Consider the following 26,016-nt stretch of genomic DNA (forward strand, 5'->3'; position numbering starts at 1 on the left):
AACCGGTCCGGTCTGCCTACCTCTTCGTCCGGTTGTGGATAACTTTTTACGATCCACCGCGGGGTATGCGATCGACGACCGTCACATGCGACAGCCTTCAGAGAGCGACGAACCCGTGCAGATCCTCGCCACCAGCGGTGGCTTCCTTCCGGACGGCCGCTACGGAGCCAAGGTCGGTCCCATCCTCCATCACGCCATCAGTCTGTCCGCGGCGGGCGCACGGCCCCGGGTCTGCCTGCTGCAGACCGCCCTGGGCGACGACCAGGCCGCCTACGCCCGCGGGTACGCGGCGTTCAACCGCGACCGGCCCGACGTGCTGCTCTCCCATCTCACGCTGTTCCCGATGCCGAACATCGCCGACATCCGCGCCCATCTGCTGGCGCAGGACGTCGTCTGGGTCGGCGGGGGCAGCGTCGCCAACCTGCTCGCGGTCTGGGCCGTGCACGGGCTCGGTGAGATCTTCCGAGAGGCGTGGGAGGCGGGGGTCGTGCTCGGTGGAGTCTCCGCCGGTTCACTGTGCTGGCATGTGGGCGGCACCACCGACTCCTTCGGCCCGGCTCTCCGCCCGGTGACGAACGGCCTCGGCCTGCTGCCCTTCAGCAACACCCCGCACTACGACTCGGAGGCCAGCCGGCGGCCGCTGTTCCAGCGGCTGGTCGCCGAGGGCACGCTGCCGGCCGGATGGGCGACCGACGACGGAGTGGGTCTGCACTTCCACGGCACCGATCTCGTCGAGGCGGTGGCCGACCGGCCCGGGGTGCACGCCTGGCGGGTCGAACGCGGTCCGGACGGCACCGCCGTGGAGACCGCGGTGGTGCCCCGCCTGCTACCCGCGGTGCCCCGCGACTGAGCCGGCAGGCTTATGATTGTGGATGTTCTCGGCTTTCCGCGGCCTCCCACCGCGAAGCATGGGACAGACAGCGCTTCCTCGCCAAAATCCGCTTGGCCGCGGAGCCTCCCCTCCTTCGAACCGGTCGCCGAGCAAGCTGAGCAGATGGAGCTGGTGGTATGACCGCCGTCGCCCCCGAGGGTCGCCCGCTGCTGCGCATCGAGGCCCGTAATGCGCAGACGCCGATCGAACGCAAGCCATCGTGGATCAGGACTCGGCTGCGCACCGGTCCGCAGTACCAGGACGTCAAGGGGCTGGTCCAATCGGCCGGGCTGCACACGGTGTGCGAGGAAGCCGGCTGTCCCAACATCTACGAATGCTGGGAGGACCGCGAGGCGACCTTCCTGATCGGCGGGGNGGNCTGCACCCNCCGCTGCGACTTCTGCCAGATCGACTCCGGGCGGCCTGCCCCGCTCGACCATGACGAGCCGCGCCGGGTGGCGGAGTCCGTCGCCACCATGGGCCTGCGGTACGCGACGGTCACCGGAGTCGCTCGGGACGACCTCGCGGACGGCGGCTCGTGGCTGTACGCGGAGACGGTCCGCCAGATCCACGCACGCTCGGCCGATACCGGCGTGGAGGTCCTGATCCCGGACTTCGGCGGCCGGCCCGACCAGTTGGGCGAGGTGTTCGAGGCGGCGCCCGAGGTACTCGCCCACAACCTCGAAACCGTACCCCGGATCTTCAGGCGGATCCGGCCGGCGTTCCGGTACGAGCGCTCACTCGACGTGCTGCGCCAGGCCCGCCAGGCCGGGCTGGTCACGAAGTCGAACCTCATCCTGGGTCTGGGTGAGACGGCGGAGGAGATCCACACGGCCCTGCGGGATCTGCGGTCGGCGGGGTGTGAGCTGCTCACCGTGACCCAGTACCTGCGCCCGACGCCGCGGCACCATCCGGTCGAGCGGTGGGTGCGGCCGGAGGAGTTCCTCGACTGGGGACGTGTCGGCGCGGAGCTCGGGTTCTCCGGGGTGATGTCCGGTCCGCTCGTCCGGTCTTCCTACCGGGCCAGCCGCCTCTACCAGCAAGCGATGACGGCACGTGACCAGGACCGCAGCGAAATGTCCGTTCCCCCGGAAAGTGTGTCGGAGAACTCTCACGGGCAACGGCCGAGTCCGTGGTGACCATTCCTCGAAGCGGCTAGAATTAGCTTAGCGTTACCCCATCGTTACATGGGGGTCATCCTCTTCGCCCATCATCGAGGTGTGTGCCCACGACCGTGCCGGGAGGTCGTTCCCATCGTGCTCCGTTCACTGCTCAGCGTTCTCGAAGAAGTGACCCTGCTGCTGCTGCCGCACGGAGGTCAGAAGACCGCGCGTCGTAACGCCTGGCGGGCGGCCACCGATCTGCACGTGACGACCGGCTATCGATGGATGGATACCACCGTGCCGCTTTCGGTCACGTCGGTCACGCCCGCGCCACCCCGAGTCACCACCCCGGGCCGCCGCCCCGCGTCCGCGCGCGGTCGCCGCCCAGCCCTGATCCGCGTCACGCCCTGATCACGCCCGACAGTCAGATCCGCCGGACTTCCCGCCGGCCAACGGCGATCAGCGGGCGCGGGACGAGCATGCCGCTGGCCAGGAGGCCGTAGGCTCGCGGTCATGGCACTGAAGAAGAAGCCGACGGACGCCCCGGGGCCGGCGGCCCCTGGGGCGGCGGGGAAGGACCAGTCGGCGGGCGCAGCCGACAAGAACGGCGCGGCTGGCAGACGCGGCACCAATCCTGGCGCCGCGGGGAAGACCCCCGGTGCGGCCGGCAAGGGTGGCGCGGCCGGTCGGAACGGCCGCAGCGGCGAGGCGGGACCGGGAAAGGGATTCACCACTCGGGTCGCCCAACTCCGGATGATCTACAAGGTCACCCGGCAACGCGATCCCCGGGCGCTCTGGATCACCCTGGCGGGCTTCCTCGCTCCGGTCGCCGTCGGCATTGTGCCCGCAATCTTCGTCGGTCCGCTGTACCTGTGGATTCCGATCGCCCTTCTGCTCGGGGTGGTCGTCTCCCTGAACCTGTTCAGCCGGCGGGTGCAGCGGACCGCCTACGCCGAGATGGAAGGCAAACCGGGCGCCGCCGCCGGAGTGATCGAACGGATGCGGGGAGAGTGGCGCCTCACCCCCGCCGTCGGCGTCAACCGGCATCAGGATGTGGTGCACCGTGTCGTCTGCCGGGCCGGGGTCGTGATCATCGCGGAGGGTCACGGGCGTGGCCCGCGGGAACTGCTCGCCGCCGAGAAGCGCCGGATCCGCAAGGCGGTCGGCGACACGCCGGTGACCGACATCATCATCGGTACCAGTGAGGGGGAGACTCCCCTACCCAAGCTGCAGAGCACCCTGATGCGGCTGCGGCGCACCCTGCGCCGCAGCGAGGTCGATGCCCTTGACCGTCGCCTGCGGGCGATGGGCGGCGCGGCGCTGCCGATCCCGAAGGGACCGATCCCCCGCAACATCCCGCGCGGCGGCCGCATCCGATAGCGCCGCCGCCAGGCGTGGTCCGCTGTGCGGCCCACGGTGGCCCACCCCGAAGCCCCGAAGTGGAGGGGATCCGCGCTACTTCTCGGGGCCGGGCTTCTCGGGGTCGCGCACCACCACGGTCCCGGCGGCGCGATCGTGAAGGCCGCGTAGGTCACGGTCCCAGATGAACACCGGGATGAACAGGCCCAGCAGAACGGTACGCACGACGATCCACGGCCAGGACTGCCGACCGCAGTCACGCAGCCGGATCACGCGGATGCCGGCCAGCCGCATGCCGATCGTCTGACCGGCCGTACCGACGAGGATCAGCTCCTCGAGCAGGAAGAGCGCGTAGATCGCGAGGCCACGCGCGTCTGCGGCGTAGCTCAGTCCGACGATGTACAGCACGCCGACGATCAGGTTCGCGACGACCGCGTCCACGAGGTAGGCCAGCAGACGCGGGCCGAACCCGACCACGGATCCTCGGCCGTCCCGCGGCAACCCGAGGCGTACCCCGGGCGGGGTGTCCCGTGGCAGACCTGGCCCGTCAAGCCAGCCTCCAAGTGCTCGTCCCACGACGCAAGCTTATGTGGCACCGCAACATGCACCCAACTCATCACGTTGAGTGATGAAGTGGGTTTCGGTAACGCTACGGAAACCATCCCGTGATGTCGTACACCGATGACCTGGTGACCGGAGACACGCCAACATGGCGTAACCTGTGGGCCTAAGAAGCGTGACGCGATGCTGGAGGACGAATGTTCACAAAAGCAGAAGACGTGCTTCGCTATATCCGGGACGAAGACGTTCAGTTCATCGATGTCAGGTTCTGCGATCTTCCCGGGATCATGCAGCACTTCACCATCCCGACCCAGGTCTTCGCGGAGTCGGTGTTCACCGAAGGCCTGATGTTCGACGGCTCGTCGATCCGCGGCTTCCAGGCCATCCACGAGTCCGACATGCTGCTGCTACCGGACCCGCACACCGCTTTCGTGGACCCCTTCCGCGAGCACAAGACCCTCGCCATGACGTTCTTCATCCATGACCCGATCACCAAGGAACAGTACTCCCGGGACCCGCGCAACATCGCCAAGAAGGCGGAGGCCTATCTCCGGGGCACCGGCGTCGCGGACACCGCGTATTTCGGTCCGGAGGCGGAGTTCTACATCTTCGACGATGTCCGTTATGACTACAACCCCTACGGGTCGATGCACCAGGTCGACTCGGTCGAGGCCGCCTGGAACACCGCCCGGAAGGAAGAGGGCGGAAACCTCGGGTACAAGCCGAGGTTCAAGGGCGGCTACTTCCCGGTGCCGCCCACGGACCACTTCACCGACCTGCGTTCCGAGATGACCCGGGTGCTCTACGAGACGGGTATCACCGTCGAGATGCAGCACCACGAGGTCGGCACCGCGGGCCAGGCGGAGATCGACATCAGGTACGACACGCTCCTGAAGACCGCCGACAACCTGATGCTCTACAAGTACGTCATCCGCAACGTCGCCCGCGGCCGCGGCAAGACCGTCACCTTCATGCCGAAGCCGCTGTTCGAGGACAACGGATCCGGTATGCACGTCCACTCCAGCCTGTGGAAGGACGGGGAGCCACTCTTCTACAGCCCGAACGGGTACGGCGGTCTCTCGGACACCGCCCGCTACTACATCGGGGGGCTGCTGCACCACGCCCCGGCGCTGCTGGCCTTCACCAACCCCACCACGAACTCCTACCGTCGGCTCGTGCCCGGCTACGAGGCACCCGTCAACCTGGTCTACTCGGCCCGCAACCGGTCAGCGTGCTGCCGCATCCCGCTCAGCGGTGACTCGCCGAAGGCCAAGCGGGTCGAGTTCCGCGTGCCGGATCCGAGCTGCAACCCGTATCTCGCCTTCGCCGCGATTCTGATGGCGGGACTCGACGGCGTGCGGAACAAGATTGATCCGCCGGACCCGATCGACAAGGATCTCTACGACCTCCCGCCGGACGAGTTGGCCGCGGTTCCCCAGGTCCCGGGTTCGCTGGAGAAGGTGCTCGATGCGCTGGAGGCGGACAACGAGTTCCTGCGGGAGGGCGACGTCTTCACCGCGGATCTGATCGAGACCTGGCTGGACTACAAGCGGGTCAACGAGGTCGACGCCATCCGCCTGCGGCCGCATCCATACGAGTTCACCCTCTACTACGACATCTGACGCCCAGCCGTAAGGTTCCGGCCATTGACCCATCGCCGGGCCTCGGGCGATCCGGCGGGCACCGAGGCGGTGACCGCGACCGGGTCCCGGACAGGTGCGGCACCGGTGAACCGCGGGGGTCGGTCACGCTCTTGAGGCGGGGAGCCCTGATTGACCCCTGCGGTTCGTCTGGGCCTTCGCCGCGGCGCCAGAAGGCCTCTTCGAGCCGGGGACGCGTGCGGAAACCAGGTCCCGCCGCCACCTCCGGGCGGAGACCGGCCGAAGGTCCGCCGCTGTCCACCAAGCGCCGGCGAGCGCCGGAAAGATCGCGAACAGGAGATGCCCGGACCCTTTCCCGGGATACCAGGCGAAACCCCGAACCCACATTGAAAATTAGTATACCAATTCCCCGAGGCCCTACTTCGACGACGTCGGAGGCGGGCCTCACGTATATGCGGAACGGCGCGGTCCAGAATACCGGCCATCTCCCTCCGCCGCCCGCCGGGACACCACGACACAAAAGCGGAGTCGGGGACCCCGAAAATCCCGGACGGCAGCCGGCCCCGATCGCCCAGAGCCAGCCTTTCGTGACATAGCAGAGACCAAAAATTAACAATCGCGGAACAGGAAGGTAACTGGGCACGACAAGGCTCCGGTCGAACCCTCCCGTCATTCGCGGCCTGGGTCGGCTGGCCAGGCCGATCACGAAGTCGCTCCGTAACGTGCAGGATCAACCACGGGGAGTATGAGTGAGTTATCAGGCCGAGTACATCTGGATCGACGGCACCGAGCCCGAGCCGCTGATGCGCAGCAAGACCCGCATCATCAGGGACGGTAAGGAACCGGAGATCTGGGGCTTCGACGGCTCGAGCACCAACCAGGCGCCCGGATCGAACTCGGACTGCGTGCTGCGGCCCGTCTTCGTCACGCCCGACCCGCTGCGGGGTGGCGACAACCTCCTGGTGCTCTGCGAGGTCGAGCTGACCGACTTCACGCCGCACCCGACGAACACCCGGGCCGCCGCCCGGACCGTCGCCGAGAAGTACGCCGACATGACGCCGATGTTCGGCATCGAGCAGGAGTACACCTTCTTCAAGGACGGCCGTCCCTACGGCTGGCCGGAGGTCGGCTACCCCGCGCCGCAGGGACCGTACTACTGTGGCGTCGGCGGCTCGAAGATGCCCGGCCGCCAGATCGTCGAGAGGCACGCGCAGGCCTGCCTCGACGCCGGTCTCGCCATCGAGGGCACCAACGCCGAGGTCATGATGGGCCAGTGGGAGTTCCAGATCGGCGTGCTCCCCGCCCCGGCGATCGGCGACCAGATCTGGTTGGGCCGCTGGCTGCTCCACCGGATCGCCGAGGACTACGGCGTCGAGGNGTCGTTCGCCGCCAAGCCGATCCCGGGCGACTGGAACGGCGCCGGCGCGCACACCAACTTCTCCACCAGGCAGACGATGGAGGGCTGGGACGCCATCGTCGCCTGCTGCGAGGCGCTCGGCACCCGGGTGCTGGAGCACGTGACCCACTACGGTCACGGCATCCAGGACCGGCTGACCGGTAAGCACGAGACAGCTCCGTGGAACAAGTTCTCCTGGGGCGCCTCCGACCGCGGCGCGTCGATCCGCATTCCGTGGGCTGTCGAGAAGGCCAAGAAGGGCTGGCTGGAAGACCGCCGCCCGAACGCGAACATGGACCCGTACCTGGTCTCCGCGCTCATGATCGACACCTGCTGCAGCGCCTTGGCCGGCGACAAGCCGACGCTGTTCGTGCCGTCCCAGACCACCCCGACCCCGGCCGAGGCGACCGTCTGACGAACGGTCACCATCCCGGAGTACAGGCGGCCGTGGCGGTGCTCCCGACGACACGACCGCCTGCCGCCCGGTCTTACGGTGGCGCGGTTCCGGCACCACCGGACGTACTAGCCGAAATCCGCGGTCCGCTCGCGCGCGAACACCTCCTCGACGACGGCGCGGGCCAGCGCCGCCGACCGGCGGTGCTCGGCGACGAGCTCGCCGGCCCGGTCGGAGGGGNATCCCGCCGCGCTCGCCATCGCCTCCAGACCGGGCGGGCGGTCGGGGACGACGTCCGGACGCGGCCAGCCGGCCAGCGTGCTCGCGTTGCGGATGCGGGAGGCGGACATCCAGGCCGCGCGCAGGATCTCCGCCTCGCTCGCGTCGAGCAGACCGGCGACGACCGCGGCCCCCAGGCCTTCGAGCGTCGACGTCGTGCGCAGCGTGGGAATCTGCCGGCCGTGGCGCAACTGGAGGATCTGCACCGCCCATTCCACGTCGGTCAGCCCCCCGGGGCCGAACTTCAGGTGCAGCGTACGATCGACTCCCCGTGGGATCCGTTCCCGCTCCATCCGCCCGCGCAGGCGGATGATCTCGTCCAGGGCGCCCGCGGGAAGCGTGGTCGGGTAACGCACCATGTCCGCCAGCCGGCAGAACCGGTAGGCGAGCCCGGGATCACCGGCCAGGGGCTCCGCCCGCAGCAGCGCCTGCGACTCCCACTCCTGCGACCACCGTTGGTAGTAGGCCGCGTACGCCTCCAGCGTGCGCGAGGCCGGGCCGCTGCGCCCCTCCGGACGCAGCGCCGTGTCCAGGCGCAGCGCCGGATCGGGTCCGGGAACGGCCAGCAGCCGGTGCAGCTCACCGACCACCTCGGCGACGGCCCTGCTCGCCCGGTCCGCCGACGCTCCTGGCCTGGCCTCGTGCACGAACAGCACGTCGGCGTCGCTGCCGTAGGACATCTCCGCGCCGCCGAGCCGGCCCATCGCGATCATCGAGATCCGCGCCGGCAACGACTCCGGGTCACCTCCGGCGACCCTGCGCTCGGCGACGAGCAGGGACGCGGCAATGGTGGCGGCCGCGGCGTCCGCCAGCGCCCGGCCCACGGCTGCGACGTCCTGCAGGCCGAGCAGGTCCGCGCAGGCGACCCGGACCAGTTCGACGCGGCGCACCGCCCGGGCCCGCCCGACGGCCTCCTCCCAGTCGGGGTTGCGGTGGGCGATCGCCACCATGGTCCGGACCAGTGCCTCCCGCGGCACCGGGACGAGATCGTCCTCGGTGCGCAGCAGCCGCACCGACTCCGGCGCACGGGCCATCAGGTCCGCCACGTACCGGCTGGTCGCGAGCACCCGGGCGAGCCGGTACGCGGCGCCGGCAGAGTCCCGCAGCAGCCGCATATNCCNNGGGGTNCGCCCGAGTNCCTCGCTGNCCCGCCGATAGGCCAGCAGCCCGGCGTCGGGATCGGGGGCGTCGGCGAAGGTGGGCAGCATCGTCGGCAACAGGTGGCGTTGGATCGCGGCCGTCCGGCTCACCCCGCTGGTCAGCGCCTCGATATGGCGCAACGACCGGTCCGGCGCGGCGAAGCCGAGCGCGGCCAGCCGGTCGGCCGCCTCCTGGGGGGTGAGGCGGATCTCCTCCGTCGACAGGCGGGCGACCGCCTCCAGCAACGGCTGGTAGAAGAGCTTCTCGTGCAGCGATCGGACGGATCGGACCACCCGAGCGTGGGCCTCCTCGAACGCCTCCGCCGTGCGCAACCCCATCGACCGGGCCAGCCAGCGCAGCTCGGTGGAATCCCGGGGCAGCGTGTGCACCCGGCGCAGCCGTTGCAGCTGAAGGCGGTGCTCGGCGTTACGGAGAAAACGGTAGGCGTCGGCGAGCCCGGCCGCGTCGCGCCGACCGACGTAGCCGCCGCGGGCCAGACCGTCGATGGCGCCCAGGGTGGAGGCGACCCGCAGCTTGGCATCCACCCGGCCGTGGACGAGTTGCAGCAGCTGGACGGCGAACTCGACGTCGCGCAGGCCGCCCGGGCCCAGCTTGAGATTGCGCTCCGCCTCCGCGCGGGACAGTGTCGACTCCACCCTGCGCCGCATCGCCCGCACGTCGGCCACGAAGCCGGGACGGGAGGCCGCCGTCCACACCATGGGCGCGACCATCGCGCAGAACTCGGCGCCCAACGCCAGGTCTCCCGCGATCGGGCGGGCCTTGAGTAACGCCTGGAACTCCCAGGTCCGGGCCCAGCGACGGTAGTAGGCGTGGTGGCTGGCGAGCGTGCGGACCAGGGCACCGTCCCGGCCCTCCGGGCGAAGCCCCACATCAACCTGGAACAGCGCACCGGCAGCGGTGACGGTGCCGGCGGCCCGGACCAGCCCCTCCGCCAGCCGCGTCGCCGCCGTCAGTACCGCCGGCCCGGCCGGTTCCGCCCCGCTCTTCCCCCCGTTCGCCGTACCGTTCGCCGCATCGCGCGGTGCCGTCGGCTCGGCGACGAACACAACATCGACGTCGCTGACGTAGTTCAGTTCCCGTCCGCCGCACTTGCCCATGCCGATCACGGCGAGCCGGACCGGGGGCAGCCGCGGGTCGAGCCCGGCACGGGCGACCGCCAGCGCCGCGTCCAGCGCGAATCCTGCCAGATCGGCGAGTTCGGCCGTGGCCTCGTCGAGTGGCACCGCGCCGGTCAGGTCCCGCGCCGCGAGGACCAGCAGCGCCCTGCGGTACGCGATCCGCAGGGCGTCGAGGATCTGGGGACCGTCGCCCGCCGCCCGGGGCGCCGGATCGTCCTGATCCGCGCCGACCGCGCGCAGCAGACCCGCCCGCACGCTCGCCGCATCCGGCGGGGTGGTGACCACCTCGTCGGCTTCCAGGATGCGCCAGTCCGCCGGATGGCGGGCAAGATGATCGCCAAGCGCGATGCTCGCGCCGAGCACGGCGGCGAGCCGGTCCCGCAGCCCCTCGTGGCGGGCCAGCGCGCCGACGAGGGCCGCGCCCCCGGCCGGGCCGAGGGCGTCCACGAGCCGGTCCAGCGCGGCGAGAGCCCGGTCCGGATCGGCCGCGGCCGCCAGCGAGCCGGCCACGACATTGGCCTCGAGCCGTTCCTCGCGCACGATTCCCACGGTGGCGGGACCGGGCAGGACATCCCTGCCGGCGGTGGGCGGCTGGACGGCCGGAGTGAGCAGGCCGAGGCGGCGCATCGTCGTCTCGACCCGGTCGACGTCGGTGAAGCCGAGCCGCGCGAGCTGCGCGGCGACCGAACNCCCCCGCGGATGGGCCGGGACCGATCCCGCCCCGACTGGTCCCGGCCCGACCGTGGGGGGCCGGGTGCCGGTCCGCCCGGTCATAGCACCGGCAGGTACCGGTCGATCTCGAACGGGGTCACCTGCCGACGGTATTCCAGCCACTCGGCCCGCTTGTTCCGCAGGAAGAAGTCGAACAACTCGTCGCCGAGGGTCTCCCGCACAAGCGCGGAATGCTCCATCACCTTGACCGCCTCGGCGAGCGAGCCGGGCAGGGCGGTGATCCCGCGCTCACGGCGCTGCGTGTCGGTGAGCGTCCAGACATCGTCCGCCGAAGCCGGTGGCAGCTCATAACCGCCCTGGACACCCCGCAGGCCGGCTGCCAGCACCAGGGCGAAGGTGAGATACGGGTTGCACGCGCTGTCCGGCAGCCGGAACTCCACCCGGGTGGCGTTGGATTTGTGGAGCTTGTAGAGCGGAACCCGCACGAGCGCCGAACGGTTGTTGTGGCCCCAGCACACATAGGCCGGCGCCTCCAGCACCTCGCCGACCCGCTGGTCGCCGATGAGCCGCTTGTAGGAGTTCACCCACTGGTTGGTCACCGCGGTGATTTCGGCGGCGTGCGCGAGGAGCCCGGCGATGAAGGCCTTCGCCACCTTGGACAGCTGATAGTCGTCGGTCGGGTCGTGAAAGGCGTTACGGTCGCCCTCGAAAAGGCTCAGATGGGTGTGCATCCCCGACCCGGCCTGGTTACCGAACGGCTTGGGCATGAAGGTGGCGTAAATACCCTGCCGCAACGCCACCTCCCTGACCACCTGGCGGAAGGTCATGATGTTGTCGGCGATGGTGAGGGCGTCGGCGTAGCGAAGATCGATCTCCTGCTGGCCGGGGGCCACCTCGTGGTGGCTGAACTCCACCGAGATGCCCAGCCGTTCGAGCATGCTGATGGCCTGTTGCCGGAAATCATGGCTGATGTCATTGGGGGTCAGGTCGAAGTAGCCTGATTCGTCCACCGGCGGGGGCACCGGGCCACCCCGCTTCGGCGGCTCCCTGAGCAGGAAGAACTCGATCTCCGGATGGGTGTAGAACGTGAACCCCGCGTCGGCCGCCCTGGCCAGCGCGCTCCGCAGCACCCAGCGCGAGTCGGCGGCGGCGGGCGTGCCGTCCGGCATCACGAGGTCGCAGAACATCCGGGCCGTAAGCGGATGTTCACCGCGCCAGGGAAGCACCTGGAAGGTGGAGGGGTCGGGCCGGGCCAGCATGTCGGCCTCGTGTACCCGCGCAAAGCCCTCAATGGCGGATCCGTCGAAACCGATACCCTCCGCCAGCGCCCCCTCCAGCTCCGCGGGGGCGATCTCCACCGACTTCAGGTACCCGAGTACGTCGGTGAACCAGAGCCGAACGAAGCGGATGTCCCGCTCCTCCAGAGTCCGGAGAACGAACTCCTGCTGTTTGTCCATAGTGCCTCCGCGCTGAGGATGTGGACTCGACGATACGGGCCACCCGATGTGCTTATCCCGACCCTAGCGACTACATCCGTTCATCGCCGTGATGTTGCCTGGTAGCAACCCGTCCGCCAACGGCGTGTTACCTACCCCCCCGACACGGGACCTAACGGCCCACGCCGCGACCACCTACGCTGCAACCATGGCCCAGCTGCGGATCGCCCTCGCCCAGGTGGACACGACCGTCGGGGACCTCGCCGGTAACGCCGACCTGGTCAGCACCTGGACGAAACGGGCCGTCGCCGACGGCGCTCATCTGATCGCCTTCGGTGAACTCACGTTGACCGGCTATCCGCCGGAGGACCTCGTCCTGCGCCGCTCCTTCGTCGCCGCGAGCCAGCGGGCGCTGGTAGCTCTGGCCCGCCGGCTGGCCGAGGAGGGGTGTGGCGAGATCGCCGTCGTCGTCGGCTACCTCGACGCATCCGCGCAACCCGCGCCGAATGTGGGACGCCCGGCCGGTGAACCGCAGAACGCCGCCGCGGTGCTCTGGGGCGGCGAGGTCGTCGCACGTTACGCCAAGCATCACCTGCCGAACTACGGCGTCTTCGACGAGTTCCGCTACTTCGTGCCCGGCATGGCCTTTCCGGTGCTGCGGCTGCACGGGATCGACGTGGGCCTGACGATCTGCGAGGACCTGTGGCAGCAGGGCGGGCCGATCACCGTGGCCCGCCGGTCCGGGGTCGGCCTCGTCCTGTGCATCAACGGCTCCCCTTACGAGCAGGGGAAGTCCTTCCAGCGCGACGCCCTGTGTGCCGGGCGCGCCCGGGAGGCCGCGGCCGCCCTGGCCTACGTCAACCTTGTCGGCGGGCAGGACGAGCTGGTCTTCGACGGGGACTCCCTCGTCGTCGACGCCGCGGGGGAACTCGTCGCGCGGGCGCCGGTCTTCAGCGAGGCGCTGCTGATCACCGACCTGGACCTGCCCGCGGCCGGTTCCGGCCCGGCGCGGGCGGTGTCCGGGGCCGTTGACGCCGGGGCCGTTGACGCCGGGGCCGTTGACGCCGAGGACGGCACGACGATGACGGTGACGCGCACGGTACTGGCCGCCGAGCCGCTGGCACCGTTCGCCCCCCTGCCGCCGGTCGTCGCCGACCGCCCCGAGCCCGCCGGGGAGCTGTACACCGCGCTGGTCACCGCCACCCGCGACTACATCCGTAAGAACGGCTTCTCCTCGGTGGCGCTCGGGCTGTCCGGCGGTATCGACTCCGCGCTCGTCGCGACCATCGCGGTCGACGCGATCGGCGCCGACGCCGTCCACACTGTCGCCCTGCCCTCGGGCTACTCGTCGGGGCATTCGGTGACCGACGCCGCCGAACTCGCCCGCCGCCAGGGCACGCGGCACGCCGTGGTGCCCATCGAGCCGATCGCCGCCGCGTTCCGCGCCGCCGCCGCCGCCCTCGGCGGGTTGCACGGCCTCGCGGACGAGAACCTGCAGGCCCGGGTACGCGGAACGCTGCTCATGGCGTTGTCGAACCAGCATGGGCACCTGATCCTCACCACCGGCAACAAAAGCGAGCTGGCAACGGGGTTCTCCACCCTCTACGGAGACAGCGCCGGCGGCTACGCCCCCATCAAGGACGTCTCGAAGACCCGCGTCTGNGGGCTGGCGCGCTGGCGCAACGCCGCCGCGGAGAAGCGTGGCGAGGTGCCACCCATTCCCGAGGAGATCATCGTCAAGGCGCCGTCCGCCGAGCTCGCCCCGGGTCAGCTCGACTCCGACCGGCTGCCCGACTACGGCATCCTCGATCCCGTCCTGGACGACTACGTCAGCCACGACCGGGGCCGGGCCGAGCTGATCGCGGCCGGGCACGATCCGGCCGTGGTGGACAAGGTGATCCGGCTCGTCGACCTCGCCGAGTACAAGCGCCGCCAGAACCCGCCCGGGCCGAAGGTGACCTCCAAGGCGTTCGGCCGCGACCGCCGACTGCCGATCACCTCCCGCTGGCGCGAGAACCCGCCGGCCTGACCAGCCGCGCGGGCCGGGGCCAGCCGCGCGGCTCAGACCTGGCGGCGGCGCTCCACCGCGTCGAGGATCTCCGCGACGGCCTCGTCCACCGGCACGCCATTACGCTGCGTCCCGTCTCGAAAACGGAACGACACCGCACCCTGGGCGACATCGGAATCTCCGGCCAGCAGCATGAACGGCNCCTTCTGCTTCTGCGCCGTACGGATCTTCTTCTGCATCCGGTCGTCGGAGGAGTCGACCTCCACCCGAAGGCCGTGTGCGGCGAGCCGCCGGGCGACCTCGTCCAGGTACGGCACGTGCTCGTCGGTGATCGGGATGCCGACCACCTGCACCGGCGCGAGCCACGGCGGCAGTGCCCCGGCATAGTGCTCCAGCAGGATGGCGAAGAACCGCTCGATGGTGCCGAACAACGCCCGATGGATCATGAACGGCCGCTGCCGGGTCCCGTCCGCGGCCTGGTACTCCAGGCCGAAGCGCCGCGGCAGCTGGAAGTCCACCTGGATGGTGGACAGCTGCCAGGTCCGGCCGATGGCGTCACGGGCCTGCACGGAGATCTTCGGCCCGTAGAAGGCACCGCCGCCCGGGTCCATCACCAGTTCCAGGTCCTGCTTCTGCGCGGCCTCCCGCAGCAGTTCGGTGGCCTGCGCCCACTCCTCGTCGGTGCCGACGGCCTTGCCCGCCGGCCGGGTCGACAGCTCCAGGTAGAAGTCGGTCAGCCCGAAGTCGCGCAGCAGCCCGAGCACGAACGTCAGCACGCTGTCGAGCTCGGTGGGTAGCTGCTCGCGGGCGCAGAACAGGTGCGCGTCGTCCTGGGTGAGCCCGCGCACCCGGGTCAGGCCATGGACCACGCCGGACTTCTCGTAGCGGTAGACCGTGCCGAACTCGAACAGCCGCAGCGGCAGCTCCCGGTACGACCGGCCCCGCGACCGGAAGATCAGGATATGCATCGGGCAGTTCATCGGCTTGAGGTAGTAGTCGGTGCCGCCGTCGAGCTGCATGGGCGGGTACATGCCCTCGGCGAACCAGTCCAGGTGCCCGGAGATCTGGTAGAGCTCCGACTTGGTGATGTGCGGGGTGTTGACGAACGAGTACCCGGCCTCGATGTGCCGGCGCCGCGAGTAGTCCTCCATCGCGGTGCGGATCGCGCCGCCCCTGGGGTGGAAGACCGCCAGCCCCGGGCCGATCTCGGTCGGGAACGAGAACAGGTCAAGCTCCGCGCCGAGCTTGCGGTGATCGCGCTTCTCGGCCTCGGCCAGCCTGGTCTGGTAGGCCTTGAGCGCGTCGCGCGACTCCCACGCGGTGCCGTAGATGCGCTGCAGCTGCGGNTTNTTCNCNCNCCCCCGCCAGTAGGCCGCGGCGGAACGCAGGATCGCGAAGGCCGGGATGGCCCGGGTGGTGGGCACGTGCGGCCCGCGGCAGAGGTCCTTCCAGCACAGCTCGCCGGTCTTCGCGTCGAGGTTGTCGTAGATGGTCAGCTCGCCCGCCCCGACCTCGACACTCGCCTCGGCGTCGTCGGCCGCCGTGTCACTCGACTTCAGCCCGATCAACTCGATCTTGTACGGTTCGTCAGCGAGCTCCGCGCGGGCCTCGGGCTCGGTGACGACCCGCCGGGAGAAGCGCTGGCCGGCCCTGATGATCGCCTGCGCCCTCTTCTCGATGGCCCTGAGGTCGTCCGGGGTGAACGGGGACTCGACGTCGAAGTCGTAGTAGAAACCGTCGTCGATGGGCGGCCCGATGCCCAGGCGTGCCTTCGGGAAGAGCTCCTGGACCGCCTGGGCGACGACGTGCGCGGTGGAGTGCCGGACGATCGCCCGCCCGGCCGGCGAGTCGATCATGATCGGCTCGACGACGACCCCGTCGGCGAGAACATGAGCGAGATCACGCTGCTGACCGTCAACCAGAGCCGCGATCACGTTCCGGTCGTCGGCGAACAGCTCGGCGGCCGTCGTCCCGGTCGGCACCACCCGCGGATCGCTGCGCTGGGCGTGCTGAACGGTAACGCGGACGTCGGACACCGAATCTCTCCTGTTGCGCTGGGAACACGGATGCGGGGATCGCGTCGCCGGTGCGTCGCCGGCCGGCAGGCGGCCCCGCGGCGGGCCTTCCTGGCCCGTTCGCGATGCTACTCGCGGACGCATGGTGCCCCCGGCGAGCGGGATGCTCAGCGTGACGGGTGCGGCTCAGCGTGACGAGCGTGGCTCAGCGTCACGCGGGCGCCTCCGCCGTCGGCCGCGCACCCTGCCGGCAGCGGATGCCACCGAGGATGGTGTCGACGATCTTCGCGATCCGCGTTCCGCTCACCTCGCAGTCACCACTCATGTACTGCCGATAGGCGACCGGCCCGACCAGCATGTCGACGACGAGGTCGACGTCGACGTCCGCGGCGAGTTCCCCCGATTCGATGCCGCGCCGGAGCATGGCGGCCGCTTTCTCCCGCGACGGCTCGATCACCTTCTGCGAGTAGGTGGCGAACAACTCCGGGTGCGTGCTCCGCTCGGCGACGAGCTTCGGCATGATCCGCCCGGACAACGACTGGAGGTTGTGCCGGCGCAGCGCGTTCAGCCAGGCCACCAGGTCGTCGCGCAGGGAGCCGGTCTCGACCGCGTCGAGGCTGTCGGCCAGGGTGTCCAACGCGTCCCCGATCAGGGCGTCCTTCGTTGGCCACCGGCGATAGACCGTCGCCTTGCCGACCCCGGCGCTGGTCGCCACCGCCTCCATCGACAGGCTCGCGAAGCCGACCGTCGCGAGCTCGTGCAGCGCGGCATCGATGATCGCCTCATCGCAGCGGGTGTCCCTCGGACGACCGGGAGCGCGGGAGACGCGGACCCCGGAGGGCACCCGGTCGGACGGTCGCCGAGGATGCGCAGCGCGCACGTCCCGGGTGGCCATCAGGCGGGACACCGGCCTGATCCCCCGCCCGCTCCGTCGCCGCCGTGCCGATGCATCCGCATGGAAAGGCCACCCGCCACCTTGATCGCGCCGCACGTTCTCGCCGCACTTCAAGATCAGCATACGTCCCAGCCGGTCAAGACGCATCCGTTTGCCATGGCAGCGGCGTGGCGTGCGTCGCGTTCCACCCCGATCGGGCCACGGTCCACCACGAAACCACCGCCCGAACGCCCCAGCCCGAACAGCCACCTCGGGGCTGGGTGGATCTGCTCCACCACGGGCTCTCCGCGTGGCGGCCGTTGGTGGCAGCATGAGGGGGACGCCGGGACGCCCAGCGCCCGGACGGACGTACAGGAGCGCTCATGGATGCTTCAGACACACCCACCCACCCGGCGCCCCACCCGGCGGACCCGGCGGCGACGCCCTACGGCGCGCCGACCACGCCGCCGCGGCCACTCCGGTCCCGTTTCACAGTGCGCGACGTCGCCGCGGCGAAGAACCGGGGCGAGAAGTGGTCGATGCTGACCGCGTACGACGCCACCACCGCCGCCGTCTTCGACGAGGCGGAGATCCCCGTCCTGCTGGTCGGGGACTCGGCCGCCAACGTCGTCTACGGCTACGACACGACCGTGCCGATCACCGTCGATGAGCTGCTGCCGCTGGTCCGGGCGGTGGTCCGCGGAGCACCGCACGCGATGGTCGTCGCCGATCTGCCCTTCGGGTCGTACCAGGGGGGGCCTGCCGAGGCACTGGCGAGCGCTACCCGCTTCCTCAAGGAGGGCGGGGCGCACGCGGTGAAACTCGAGGGCGGTTCCCGGGTGGTCCGGGCGGTGGACGCCCTGGTCGGCGCCGGCATCCCCGTTATCGGGCATCTGGGGCTGACCCCGCAGAGCATCCACACCATCGGGGGCTACCGGGTCCAGGGCCGCGACGAGGCCGGCGAGATCCTGCTGGCCGACGCGCTGGCGCTCGAGGCGGCCGGCGCGTTCGCGGTCGTGCTCGAGGTGGTTCCCGCCGATCTGGCCACCCGGGTGACGAAGGAGTTGCGCATCGCCACCGTGGGTATCGGAGCCGGCTCGGGATGCNATGCCCAGGTGCTGGTCTGGCAGGACATGGCCGGGCTGAGCGGCGGCCGCACGCCACGGTTCGTCAAGCGGTACGCGGATCTGCGCACGATTCTCGCGGACGCCGCCCGAGCCTACCGCGCGGACGTCCGGGACGGCAGGTACCCGACGATCGAGCACAGCTACTGATCAGTCACCCGGCCGGCGGTGCCGGCGGCGCTGTCACCCCGGTCCATCGCCGGTCCGGGCCAGCGCCGCCGCGAGCACGGACCACGCATCGACCAGGGACGGGCCGTACCAGGTCAGCAGGCGGCCGGACACGCAGACCGCGGGCGCGCTGAAGGTCTCGGGCCCGTCCGACGGGNTGAAGGGGTACGGCTCGTCGGGCAGGACCACCAGGTCATGGGGCGGGACGGCCGCGGGATCGATCCGAGGGTAGCGGTCCGGCGAGTCCGCCAGCACGTTGTCGACCCCCAGTCGGCGCAGCACGTCGCCGGTGAAGGTGTCCCGGCCGACCGCCATCCACGGCCGGCGCCAGATCGGCACCAACGCCCGCCGTCGCGGTCCGGCGGCCGGCACGGCCCAGGCCTGCCGGGCGACGTCGAGCCAGCCGGGACGAGCCAACCCGCAGGCCAGGCGCAGCATCCGGTCCAGGCTCACCAGAGCCTGATCGACCGTGGTGGGGGCGGTGACCCACACGGCGAACCCGGCCCGGCGCAGCGCGGCGAGGTCGGGTTCCCTGTTCTCCTCGGCGTTCGCGCAGACCAGGTCCGGGGCCAGGGAGACGATGGTGTCGAGGTCGGGGTTCTTCGTCCCCCGGACCCGAGCGACGGCCAGCCCCGCGGGATGGCTGCACCAGTCGGTGGCACCCACCAGCAGACCGGGCGCGGTGACGGCGATCGACTCGGTGAGGCTGGGAACGAGCGAGACGATCCGTTCCACCCGCGCCGGAACCGCCACCGGGTGGCCCAGGTCGTCCCGGGGGGCCGTCCCCGCCTCTCCTTCCCGCCCATTCGCCACCGCGGCCACATCCAAACGGGCCACATCCAAACGGGCCACGTCCGGACGTAGCCCGTCCGGACGCCGCTCAGACATCGGTGACCCGCAGGCCGGCGTGTGACTTGTACCGGCGATTGACCGAGATCAGGTTCGCGGTCAACGCCTCGACCTGACCGGCGTTGCGCAACGCGCCGGCGTAGATGCCCCGCATGCCGGGAATGCGCTCGGCGAGCGCGGCCACCAGATCGGTGGCGGCCCGATCGTCGCCGAGGACCAGGACGTCCGTGTCGATCTTCGTGACCGCGTCATCGGCCAGCAGCACCGCGGAGACGTGGTGGAAGGCCGCCACGATGGTGCTGTCCGGCAGGACGGCGGCCGCCTGCTGCGCGGCGCTGCCCTCGGGCACCGCGAGCGCGAAGGCACCCCCCTTGTCGAAGCCGAGGGGGTTGACGCAGTCGATCACGATCTTCCCGGCCAATGGCTCCCGCAGGGCGGCCAGGGTCTGGCGATGGCCCTCCCAGGGAACCGCGATGATGACGACATCGGCGCGCTCGGCGACCGTGGCGTTGCCCGCGCCCTCGATGCGCAGGCCGGGGCGCGCGAGCGCGGCCGCGGCCTGCTGGCCGCGTTCGGTCGAGCGGGACCCGATCAGTACGAGATGGCCGGCGGCGGCGAACCGCAGGCCGAGGCCCCCGCCCTGCGGACCCGAGCCGCCGAGGATACCGATGGTCAGCGCGGGGACGTCCGGCCGGACGCGGTCAGTCGAAGCCACCCTGCCATCCTGCCCGATCCGGGCTTTGGCCGCCCGGCTGCGTGACACCCGTGAAAGCGTTCCCAGAACGGTGGGAACCAACCCGTTCACCCTCCGACATGACGATGCATGACAAGTACACCCCCTTGCGGACAGCTCCTTGCAATGAGGGACTATGCAGAGACAACGGGACAGCTACGTGCCCGATTTTTCCGAGCTCGCCCCCCGCGGGGAGATCCGGATCGACCGGGTCCATACACGTCGCCACCGGCAGAGGAGCAGCCCACGTGACTGACAGCTACAGCTCTTGGACCGCGACANTNGGTGAGCGAGTAGACANNAAAAGCNAAACCGCCGGTACTTCCAGGAACCCCGCGCGCGCATTGGTCTCAGATGGGCCGTACCGTTCCGTTTCACACACATCGAGCAGATCTTCGGAGTCAGGCGAGAGAGGTCGAGCAATGGCGGACGTGTCGGTTCGCTTCGCGATGACAAACGACAGCGAAGTGGTGCTGAACCTGTCGCTGCCGCAGGCACTGCGCCTGATGGAAGCGATCGCCCGCAAGGTGGGCGAAACCCTGGCCGAGCGCAGCACGCAGACGGTCGGCGGTGTCGGCGGTGTTCCCGCCTCGGCCCCTTCCAACGGGATGCCCAGCCTGGGGCCGTACACCCCATCCTGAGCATCCACGTGCCGCGCCGGTCCACCTGTCCCCACGCGACGGCATCGCGCCACTTGGCGCGTTCTCACGGGGACAGTCCCGGGTGGACATCCGCCCGGGACACCGACCATCGCTCAGAACCGGGGCGGTGCCCCGGCGAAACTCACGGGTCCGTCATGCACGGGCCCGTCACGCACCGGTCCGTCCGCGGGCCCCAGGTCCGGGAGTGGTGACCGATCGAGCCCAGGGCCGCGCCCAAGGCGCGTGGATGCGAGGCCGCGTACACCTCGCGAAGCCGGTCCACCGTCACCAGGGTGTAGATCTGGGTGGTACTGACCGAGGCGTGTCCCAGCAGCTCCTGCACCACCCGGACGTCGGCGCCGCCGTCGAGCAGGTGGGTGGCGAAGGAATGGCGCAGCACATGGGGTGAGACCCCCTCCACACCGGCCGCGAGCGCCGCCGTACGCAGCACCGACCACGCGCTCTGCCGGGACAGGCGATTACCGCGGCGGGACAGGAAGACCGCGGGCCCCGAGCGGGGGGCGACCAGCGTCGGCCGCCCCACCCGCAGGTAGTCGGCCACCGCGGCGATGGCGTACCGACCGAGCGGGACGATCCGGTCACGTCCGCCCTTGCCATGCAGGCGCACGGAGGCGGCCTCCAGATCGAGATCGTCGACGTCGAGACCGACGGCCTCCGAGATCCGGGCCCCGGTGCCGTAGAGAAGCTCCAGCAACGCGGTCGCTCGCAGACGACGGACGGCCTCGGCCGGTTCCACCGGCTGCGGTCTCCCGGACGGCGGCGGGGATCCCGGCGGGGGCGCACCCGCGGCCGCGGCGAGGACGGCCACCACCTGGTCGATGCTCAGGGCCTTCGGTAGCCGCCGGGGAGGCGTCGGCGGTCGAACCGGCCGGGACACGTCCTCGGGGACGTCACCCTCGTCGGCCGCGAAGCGGTGCAGCGACCGGACGGCGACCAGCATCCTCGCGACCGACGCCGCGGCAAGCGGCGGGNNCNNGTCGTCACCGGTGCGCAGCACGGCGGCGAATCCGGCAACCTCCGCCTCACCGACCGCGTCCAACGAGGGCAGACCGCATGCGGAGAGATGATCACAATAGCGGCGCAGGTCGCGACGGTAGGCGAGTACCGAGTTGCGCGCGAGTCCGCGTTCGCCCTCCAGATGGTGGAGATAGCGCTCGATGACGCCGGCAGGCGTGCCACGCAGCTGGGACAGCTGGGACCCGGCTCGATGATCCGCAGGCCGGGGCGGGTCGTCCGGGCCAGCCAGGTCGTCCGGGCCAGCCAGGTCGTCCGGCCCAGCCAGGTCGTCCGGGCCGGGCCGAGGTGCCGACGGACGATGATCCAAGGACCCGCCGACGCCGGATGCCGAGGCCGCGGGGGGGCGCAGCCGGAATACCCGGTCGCCGTCGGTGACTCCCATCATCGAACTGATAGTAGGACCTGCCCCCCGTTCTCCGTTGGTGCCTATCCACATACCGCGTTTCCGCGGCTATCCTGGCGACTTGTGCGGGCGGGCAACGGGTCGTCACGGTACGCCGCACGGCTGGGGGTCGTCATCGCCATGCTCGTCATCCTCACGGGCGCGGGCTGCGGCGGCGACCAGCACGAGCCGTCCGGGGCCGCGATCCCGGCCCGCCCCGGTTCCCAGAACCGGGGCACGGCCGTCTCCGGCGGCCCTTCCGTCTCCGGTTCGGCCCCCGGTTCGGTCGATGACACGCCCGCAGCCGCCACCCGCACGGTCGAGGGCTACTTTCACGAGATCAACGAGGCCGCGCGGGCCGGTCGGGTCGCGGTTATCGCGCCGACGGCGCTCGGTGGCTGCCAGCCCTGCGCCCTCGACGTCGGGGTGACCCGCTCGCTCCAGCAGCGGGGGCTGCGCGCGGACGGGCCGGCCTATCAGCTGAGCGACGTGCTCGCCCGGCCGCGGGTCGGGCTCGTCACCGAGGTGGACTTCACCGTGCGGACCCGGGCGGTGGGGCTGCTGGACCCGGCGGGCCGGCGGGTCTCCGACGCCCCNGCCNTGCCNACCCNGGNCGGCACGGCCGAGCTGTCGCTCACCGACCACGGCTGGCGTATCCAGACCCTGCGCTACGCCCCGGCCCAGGCATGACCACCGGCCCGGGGACGACCGGCCCGCACGCGACCACCGCCGCCCGCACGACCACCGCCGCCCGCACGACCACCGCCGCCCGCACGACCACCGCCGCCCGCACGACCACCGCCGCCCGCACGACCACCGCCGCCCGGCGCCGCACGATCCCGCGCCCGGCGCTGATCGCGGTCGGCGCGCTGCTACTGGTCGGCCTGACCGGCCTCGCCGGCGGCGCGACGCCCGCCGCCGCGGCGCCCGGACGCACCGTCCCGGTGCCCTGCGTCGGCGCGCTGTGGGGTACCTGTGACACTCGGGCCACGGACAACGGCTACCAGTACCGCTACCACGACGGAGCGCTGGAGCGCGTCGGGATCCCGACCGGCTCGGGGGCCCGGCGGAGCGCGGCCTGCGGCCAGGACTGTCCGGACGACCCGGCGGCCGTCTGTGACCTGCTGACCGCGGTCGGGCCGGATCCGGCGATGGACGCGCAGGCGCGGGCCCAGTACGACCAGGCGGTGGCGGGCTGCTTCAACTACCTGCTGCCCGCCGGCGCGGTGCCGATCGCCCAGGTGCAGGCCGCGCTCGCCAACTACCTGCGCGAGAGACTCCTGCCNAAGCCGTCCATCGTCATTGCGCCGTCCGGCCGCAGCTTCGCGAACCTGGCCACGATCCTCTACACCCCGGTGCCCGACTCGTTCACGTTCAACGTCGACCAGCCGGTCGTGGCGACCATCAGTGCCGTTCCCCACTATCACTGGGAGTTCGGCGACGGCGAGACCGGCCCGGACGCTCCCGGCCGGCCCTACGACCCGGCGATCTCACCGCGCGATCATCCCGAGGCCTACGTGGNGCACGGCTACGCCCGGCCGGGCCGGTACCAGGTGACCCTCGCGGTGACCTGGGATGGCACGTTCACCGTTCCCGGGGTCGCGCAGGCGTTCCCGATCGCCGCGGTGACCCTCGCCGCCGCGGCGGGCCTCGTCGTCGACGAGGCCGCCGGCGTGCTGGTCCACAACGACTGACGCCACCGCGGGACCGACGCCACCGCGGAGAAACGGGGGCCGCGGCGCGGCGGTGGCTCAGCCGCGGTGGGCGGGACGAGCGGGCCAGGGTGCGTCGGGTGGGCGCAGACCGGCGTAGTTCTCGGCGCGTGCCCGGGCCGTGGCCAGCAGCCCGATGACCGCCATCGCGTTGGTGATCTCACCGCGCAGGACCCGTTCGACGGCGTCGGTGAAGTCGATGCGGGCGAGACCCATCTCGGCCTCCTCGTGCACCGGCACGTACCGCTCGGCGGCCGGGATCTCGTGCAGCCCGCGGGCCAGGAAGAGGCGGTAGGCCTCGTCGGTCATCCCTGGCGAGGCCCACACGTCAACCAGCAGATCGTAGCGGTCGGCGCGCAGCCCGGCCTCCTCGGCCAGCTCCCGCGCGGCGGCCGAGGACGCCGGCTCGCCCGGCACGTCGAGAATGCCGGCGGGCAGCTCCCACAGCGGACCACCGACGGGATGACGGTACTGATGGACCATCACCACCCGATCGGCCTCGTCGAGGGCGACCACCCCCACGGCGCCGGGATGCACCACCACATCACGCTGCGAGATGTCGCCATCCGGCATCCGCACCTGATCGCGGCGGACGGAGATGACCCTCCCCTGGTAGGCCAGGGTGCTCTCGGTGACCTCGTACCGGTGCGGGGTCGCCGTCACGGGGACACCAGCGCGGCGGTGCCGTTGGAGCTGACGCTCGGCCGGGACGCGCTCGCGCCCCGGCGGATACTCCCGCCGGATCGACCAGCCGTGACGCCGCGGGTCTGCGCGGCGCCGTTCTCCGGGACGCCGTTCTCCGGGGTGGGGGCGTCCTCGCTCGGCAGGTCCACCGGCAGCATCCCGCGGCGGCGGTCCGCATGCGCGACCGCCGCGGCGACGAGACCCCGGAACAACGGATGGGCCCGGGTCGGCCGGGACCGGAACTCCGGATGTGCCTGGGTGCCGACGTAGTACGGATGCACATCGGCGGGCAGTTCGACCACCTCGACCAGGCGGCCGTCCGGTGACGTCCCGGAGAAGACCAGCCCGGCGGCGGCCAGCCGGTGCCGATAGTCGTTGTTCACCTCGTACCGGTGCCGGTGGCGCTCGGCGACCTCGGCGGCGCCGTATTCACGCTGGGCGAGCGTGCCGGGCGCCAGCACGCACGAGTACAGGCCCAGTCTCATCGTGCCGCCCATGTCCCGGGTGCCGGCCACCACCTCGTGCTGGTCGGCCATCGTGGAGATCACCGGGTGGGGGGTCTCGGGGGCGAACTCGGTGGAGTTCGCCGCCTCCAGGCCGGCGAGACTGCGGGCCGCCTCGATGACCATGCACTGCAGGCCGAGGCAGATACCGAGGGTCGGAATGCCGTTCTCGCGGGCGTGCCGCAGCGCGGTGAGCTTGCCCTCGATGCCCCGCACCCCGAAACCACCGGGAACGATGACCCCGTCGATCCCGTCGAGCAGGGTGGCCGTCGCATCCGGGGAAGAGCACTCGTCCGAGGTGACCCACCGCAGGTCCACCCGGGTGTCGGTGGCGAAGGCGCCGGCGCGCAGGGCCTCGGTCACCGAGAGGTAGGCGTCGGGGAGATCCACGTACTTGCCGACGATCGCGATCGTCGCCGTGTTGGCNGGGTGGTGCNCCCGCCGCAGCAACGTGTCCCACTCCGTCCAGTCGACGTCGCGGAAGGACAGCCCGAGCCGACGCACCACGTAGGCGTCGAGGCCCTCGCGGTGCAGCACCCGGGGGATGTCGTAGATGGAACTCGCGTCCGGCGCCCCGACGACGGCCTCGTCATCGACGTCGCACATCATCGCGATCTTCTTCTTGAGCGAATCGGGCAGCGGCCGGTCGGACCGGCAGACCACGGCGTCGGGCTGCAGGCCGATGCTGCGCAACGCCGCGACCGAATGCTGGGTCGGCTTGGTCTTCAACTCTCCGGAGGGGGCGAGGTAGGGGACCAGGCTCACGTGCACCGTCAGGGCGTTGTCCCGACCGACCTCGTGGCGTACCTGACGGATCGCCTCCAGGTAGGGCAGCGATTCGATGTCCCCGACGGTCCCGCCGACCTCAGTGATCACCACGTCGACGGAGTCATCGGCCAGCCGCCGGATCCGGTCCTTGATTTCGTCGGTGATGTGCGGGACGACCTGGACGGTCTGGCCCAGATAGCCGCCGCGGCGTTCCCTGGCGATGACGGCCGAGTAGACCTGACCCGTCGTCACGTTGGCGCTGCCGTCGAGGCTGACGTCGAGGAACCGCTCGTAGTGGCCGATGTCGAGGTCGGTCTCGGCCCCGTCGTCGGTCACGAACACCTCACCGTGCTGAAACGGGTTCATCGTTCCCGGGTCCACGTTGAGGTAGGGGTCGAGCTTCTGCATCGTGACACGAAGTCCACGAGCCTTGAGTAGTCGACCAAGGCTCGACGCGGTCAGTCCCTTGCCGAGACNGGNCGCANCCCCGCCGGTGACGAAGATGTGTTTGGTGATATGCGCCTGACCCACCCGAAGCTCCCGTGGTTACGCCGCCGGTCCGGCCC

Annotated in this window: 20 protein-coding genes and 1 pseudogene; 11 read left to right on the forward strand and 10 right to left on the reverse strand. The window is 70.9% G+C overall.

The genetic code is table 11. From position 1 onward, the window contains the following. Window positions 1–115 precede the first annotated feature (115 nt). The 4 genes from ALLO2_RS10990 (at window position 116) to ALLO2_RS11005 (ending at window position 3,354) form a co-directional block, all read left to right on the forward strand. Window positions 116–850 carry a peptidase E gene (locus tag ALLO2_RS10990; protein ID WP_023841807.1) on the forward strand — a complete coding sequence of 245 codons (735 nt, stop codon included), beginning with the start codon at window positions 116–118 and terminating at the stop codon, window positions 848–850. Between the two features lie 158 nt (window positions 851–1,008). Then, on the forward strand, window positions 1,009–2,010 hold the full coding sequence (gene lipA / locus ALLO2_RS10995) for a lipoyl synthase (protein ID WP_035731713.1): 1,002 nt from the start codon (window positions 1,009–1,011) through the stop codon (window positions 2,008–2,010). A gap of 81 nt (window positions 2,011–2,091) precedes the next feature. Continuing rightward, window positions 2,092–2,385 carry a hypothetical protein gene (locus ALLO2_RS23290; protein WP_085949877.1) on the forward strand — a complete coding sequence of 98 codons (294 nt, stop codon included), beginning with the start codon at window positions 2,092–2,094 and terminating at the stop codon, window positions 2,383–2,385. 102 nt (window positions 2,386–2,487) lie between these two features. Beyond that, window positions 2,488–3,354, forward strand: coding sequence for a DUF4191 domain-containing protein (locus ALLO2_RS11005; protein ID WP_011437525.1), 867 nt, complete (start codon window positions 2,488–2,490; stop codon window positions 3,352–3,354). 75 nt (window positions 3,355–3,429) lie between these two features. Here the strand turns inward: ALLO2_RS11005 and ALLO2_RS11010 are convergent, their stop codons facing one another. Then, window positions 3,430–3,909: an RDD family protein gene (locus tag ALLO2_RS11010; protein ID WP_082456814.1), complete on the reverse strand. Its 480-nt coding sequence runs from the start codon at window positions 3,907–3,909 to the stop codon at window positions 3,430–3,432. A gap of 182 nt (window positions 3,910–4,091) precedes the next feature. On the opposite strand from ALLO2_RS11010, the gene glnA reads away from it, so the two are divergent. Next, complete coding sequence (glnA, locus tag ALLO2_RS11015) at window positions 4,092–5,516, forward strand: type I glutamate--ammonia ligase (protein ID WP_011437527.1); 1,425 nt, start codon at window positions 4,092–4,094, stop codon at window positions 5,514–5,516. Between the two features lie 728 nt (window positions 5,517–6,244). Next, window positions 6,245–7,306, forward strand: coding sequence for a glutamine synthetase GlnII (gene glnII / locus ALLO2_RS11020; protein ID WP_035731716.1), 1,062 nt, complete (start codon window positions 6,245–6,247; stop codon window positions 7,304–7,306). Window positions 7,307–7,413: 107 nt separating this feature from the next. On the opposite strand, the gene ALLO2_RS11025 is transcribed toward glnII, so the two are convergent. Both ALLO2_RS11025 and ALLO2_RS11030 read right to left on the reverse strand, forming a co-directional pair. Further along, a complete protein-coding gene (locus ALLO2_RS11025) occupies window positions 7,414–10,617 on the reverse strand; it encodes a bifunctional [glutamine synthetase] adenylyltransferase/[glutamine synthetase]-adenylyl-L-tyrosine phosphorylase (protein ID WP_035731722.1) in 3,204 nt (1,067 codons plus the stop codon). Continuing rightward, window positions 10,614–11,972, reverse strand: a complete 1,359-nt coding sequence (locus ALLO2_RS11030; RefSeq protein ID WP_011437530.1) for a glutamine synthetase family protein — start codon at window positions 11,970–11,972, stop codon at window positions 10,614–10,616. The genes ALLO2_RS11025 and ALLO2_RS11030 overlap by 4 nt, the downstream gene beginning before the upstream one ends. A 187-nt stretch (window positions 11,973–12,159) precedes the next feature. Here ALLO2_RS11030 and ALLO2_RS11035 point away from each other — a divergent pair, with 187 nt between their 5' ends. Next, complete coding sequence (locus ALLO2_RS11035) at window positions 12,160–13,980, forward strand: NAD+ synthase (RefSeq protein WP_035731731.1); 1,821 nt, start codon at window positions 12,160–12,162, stop codon at window positions 13,978–13,980. A gap of 32 nt (window positions 13,981–14,012) precedes the next feature. On the opposite strand, the pseudogene thrS reads toward ALLO2_RS11035, so the two are convergent. Together thrS and ALLO2_RS11045 are read right to left on the reverse strand one after the other, a co-directional pair. Then, window positions 14,013–15,995 (reverse strand): annotated as a pseudogene (gene thrS, locus ALLO2_RS11040) (threonine--tRNA ligase). Window positions 15,996–16,185: 190 nt separating this feature from the next. Next, window positions 16,186–16,881: a TetR/AcrR family transcriptional regulator gene (locus ALLO2_RS11045; RefSeq protein ID WP_023841801.1), complete on the reverse strand. Its 696-nt coding sequence runs from the start codon at window positions 16,879–16,881 to the stop codon at window positions 16,186–16,188. 350 nt (window positions 16,882–17,231) lie between these two features. Here ALLO2_RS11045 and panB point away from each other — a divergent pair, with 350 nt between their 5' ends. Continuing rightward, window positions 17,232–18,122 carry a 3-methyl-2-oxobutanoate hydroxymethyltransferase gene (gene panB, locus ALLO2_RS11050; RefSeq protein WP_035731736.1) on the forward strand — a complete coding sequence of 297 codons (891 nt, stop codon included), beginning with the start codon at window positions 17,232–17,234 and terminating at the stop codon, window positions 18,120–18,122. A 33-nt stretch (window positions 18,123–18,155) separates the two neighbouring features. Here panB and ALLO2_RS11055 read toward each other — a convergent pair whose 3' ends face one another. After that, window positions 18,156–19,028, reverse strand: a complete 873-nt coding sequence (locus tag ALLO2_RS11055; protein WP_157493345.1) for a helical backbone metal receptor — start codon at window positions 19,026–19,028, stop codon at window positions 18,156–18,158. After that, window positions 19,021–19,704: an NADPH-dependent F420 reductase gene (gene npdG / locus ALLO2_RS11060; RefSeq protein WP_023841798.1), complete on the reverse strand. Its 684-nt coding sequence runs from the start codon at window positions 19,702–19,704 to the stop codon at window positions 19,021–19,023. Before npdG ends, ALLO2_RS11055 begins: the two co-directional genes overlap by 8 nt. A gap of 440 nt (window positions 19,705–20,144) precedes the next feature. Between npdG and ALLO2_RS11065 the strand changes: the two genes are divergently transcribed. Then, entirely contained in the window at window positions 20,145–20,363 is a 219-nt protein-coding gene (locus tag ALLO2_RS11065) for a hypothetical protein (RefSeq protein ID WP_023841797.1), read from the forward strand. Window positions 20,364–20,505: 142 nt separating this feature from the next. On the opposite strand, the gene ALLO2_RS11070 is transcribed toward ALLO2_RS11065, so the two are convergent. Beyond that, window positions 20,506–21,783, reverse strand: a complete 1,278-nt coding sequence (locus ALLO2_RS11070) for a site-specific tyrosine recombinase XerD (protein WP_035731738.1) — start codon at window positions 21,781–21,783, stop codon at window positions 20,506–20,508. A gap of 84 nt (window positions 21,784–21,867) precedes the next feature. Between ALLO2_RS11070 and ALLO2_RS11075 the strand changes: the two genes are divergently transcribed. Beyond that, complete coding sequence (locus ALLO2_RS11075) at window positions 21,868–22,473, forward strand: hypothetical protein (RefSeq protein ID WP_035731743.1); 606 nt, start codon at window positions 21,868–21,870, stop codon at window positions 22,471–22,473. After that, window positions 22,470–23,477, forward strand: a complete 1,008-nt coding sequence (locus ALLO2_RS11080) for a PKD domain-containing protein (RefSeq protein ID WP_035731745.1) — start codon at window positions 22,470–22,472, stop codon at window positions 23,475–23,477. The genes ALLO2_RS11075 and ALLO2_RS11080 overlap by 4 nt, the downstream gene beginning before the upstream one ends. A gap of 57 nt (window positions 23,478–23,534) precedes the next feature. Here the strand turns inward: ALLO2_RS11080 and ALLO2_RS11085 are convergent, their stop codons facing one another. Together ALLO2_RS11085 and ALLO2_RS11090 are read right to left on the reverse strand one after the other, a co-directional pair. Next, on the reverse strand, window positions 23,535–24,158 hold the full coding sequence (locus tag ALLO2_RS11085) for an NUDIX domain-containing protein (protein ID WP_011437541.1): 624 nt from the start codon (window positions 24,156–24,158) through the stop codon (window positions 23,535–23,537). Continuing rightward, window positions 24,155–25,981, reverse strand: a complete 1,827-nt coding sequence (locus ALLO2_RS11090) for a CTP synthase (protein ID WP_035731747.1) — start codon at window positions 25,979–25,981, stop codon at window positions 24,155–24,157. The genes ALLO2_RS11085 and ALLO2_RS11090 overlap by 4 nt, the downstream gene beginning before the upstream one ends. Window positions 25,982–26,016: the final 35 nt, after the last annotated feature.

The sequence above is a fragment of the Frankia sp. Allo2 genome (genome assembly GCF_000733325.1).
Lineage (GTDB): Bacteria > Actinomycetota > Actinomycetes > Frankiales > Frankiaceae > Frankia > Frankia casuarinae.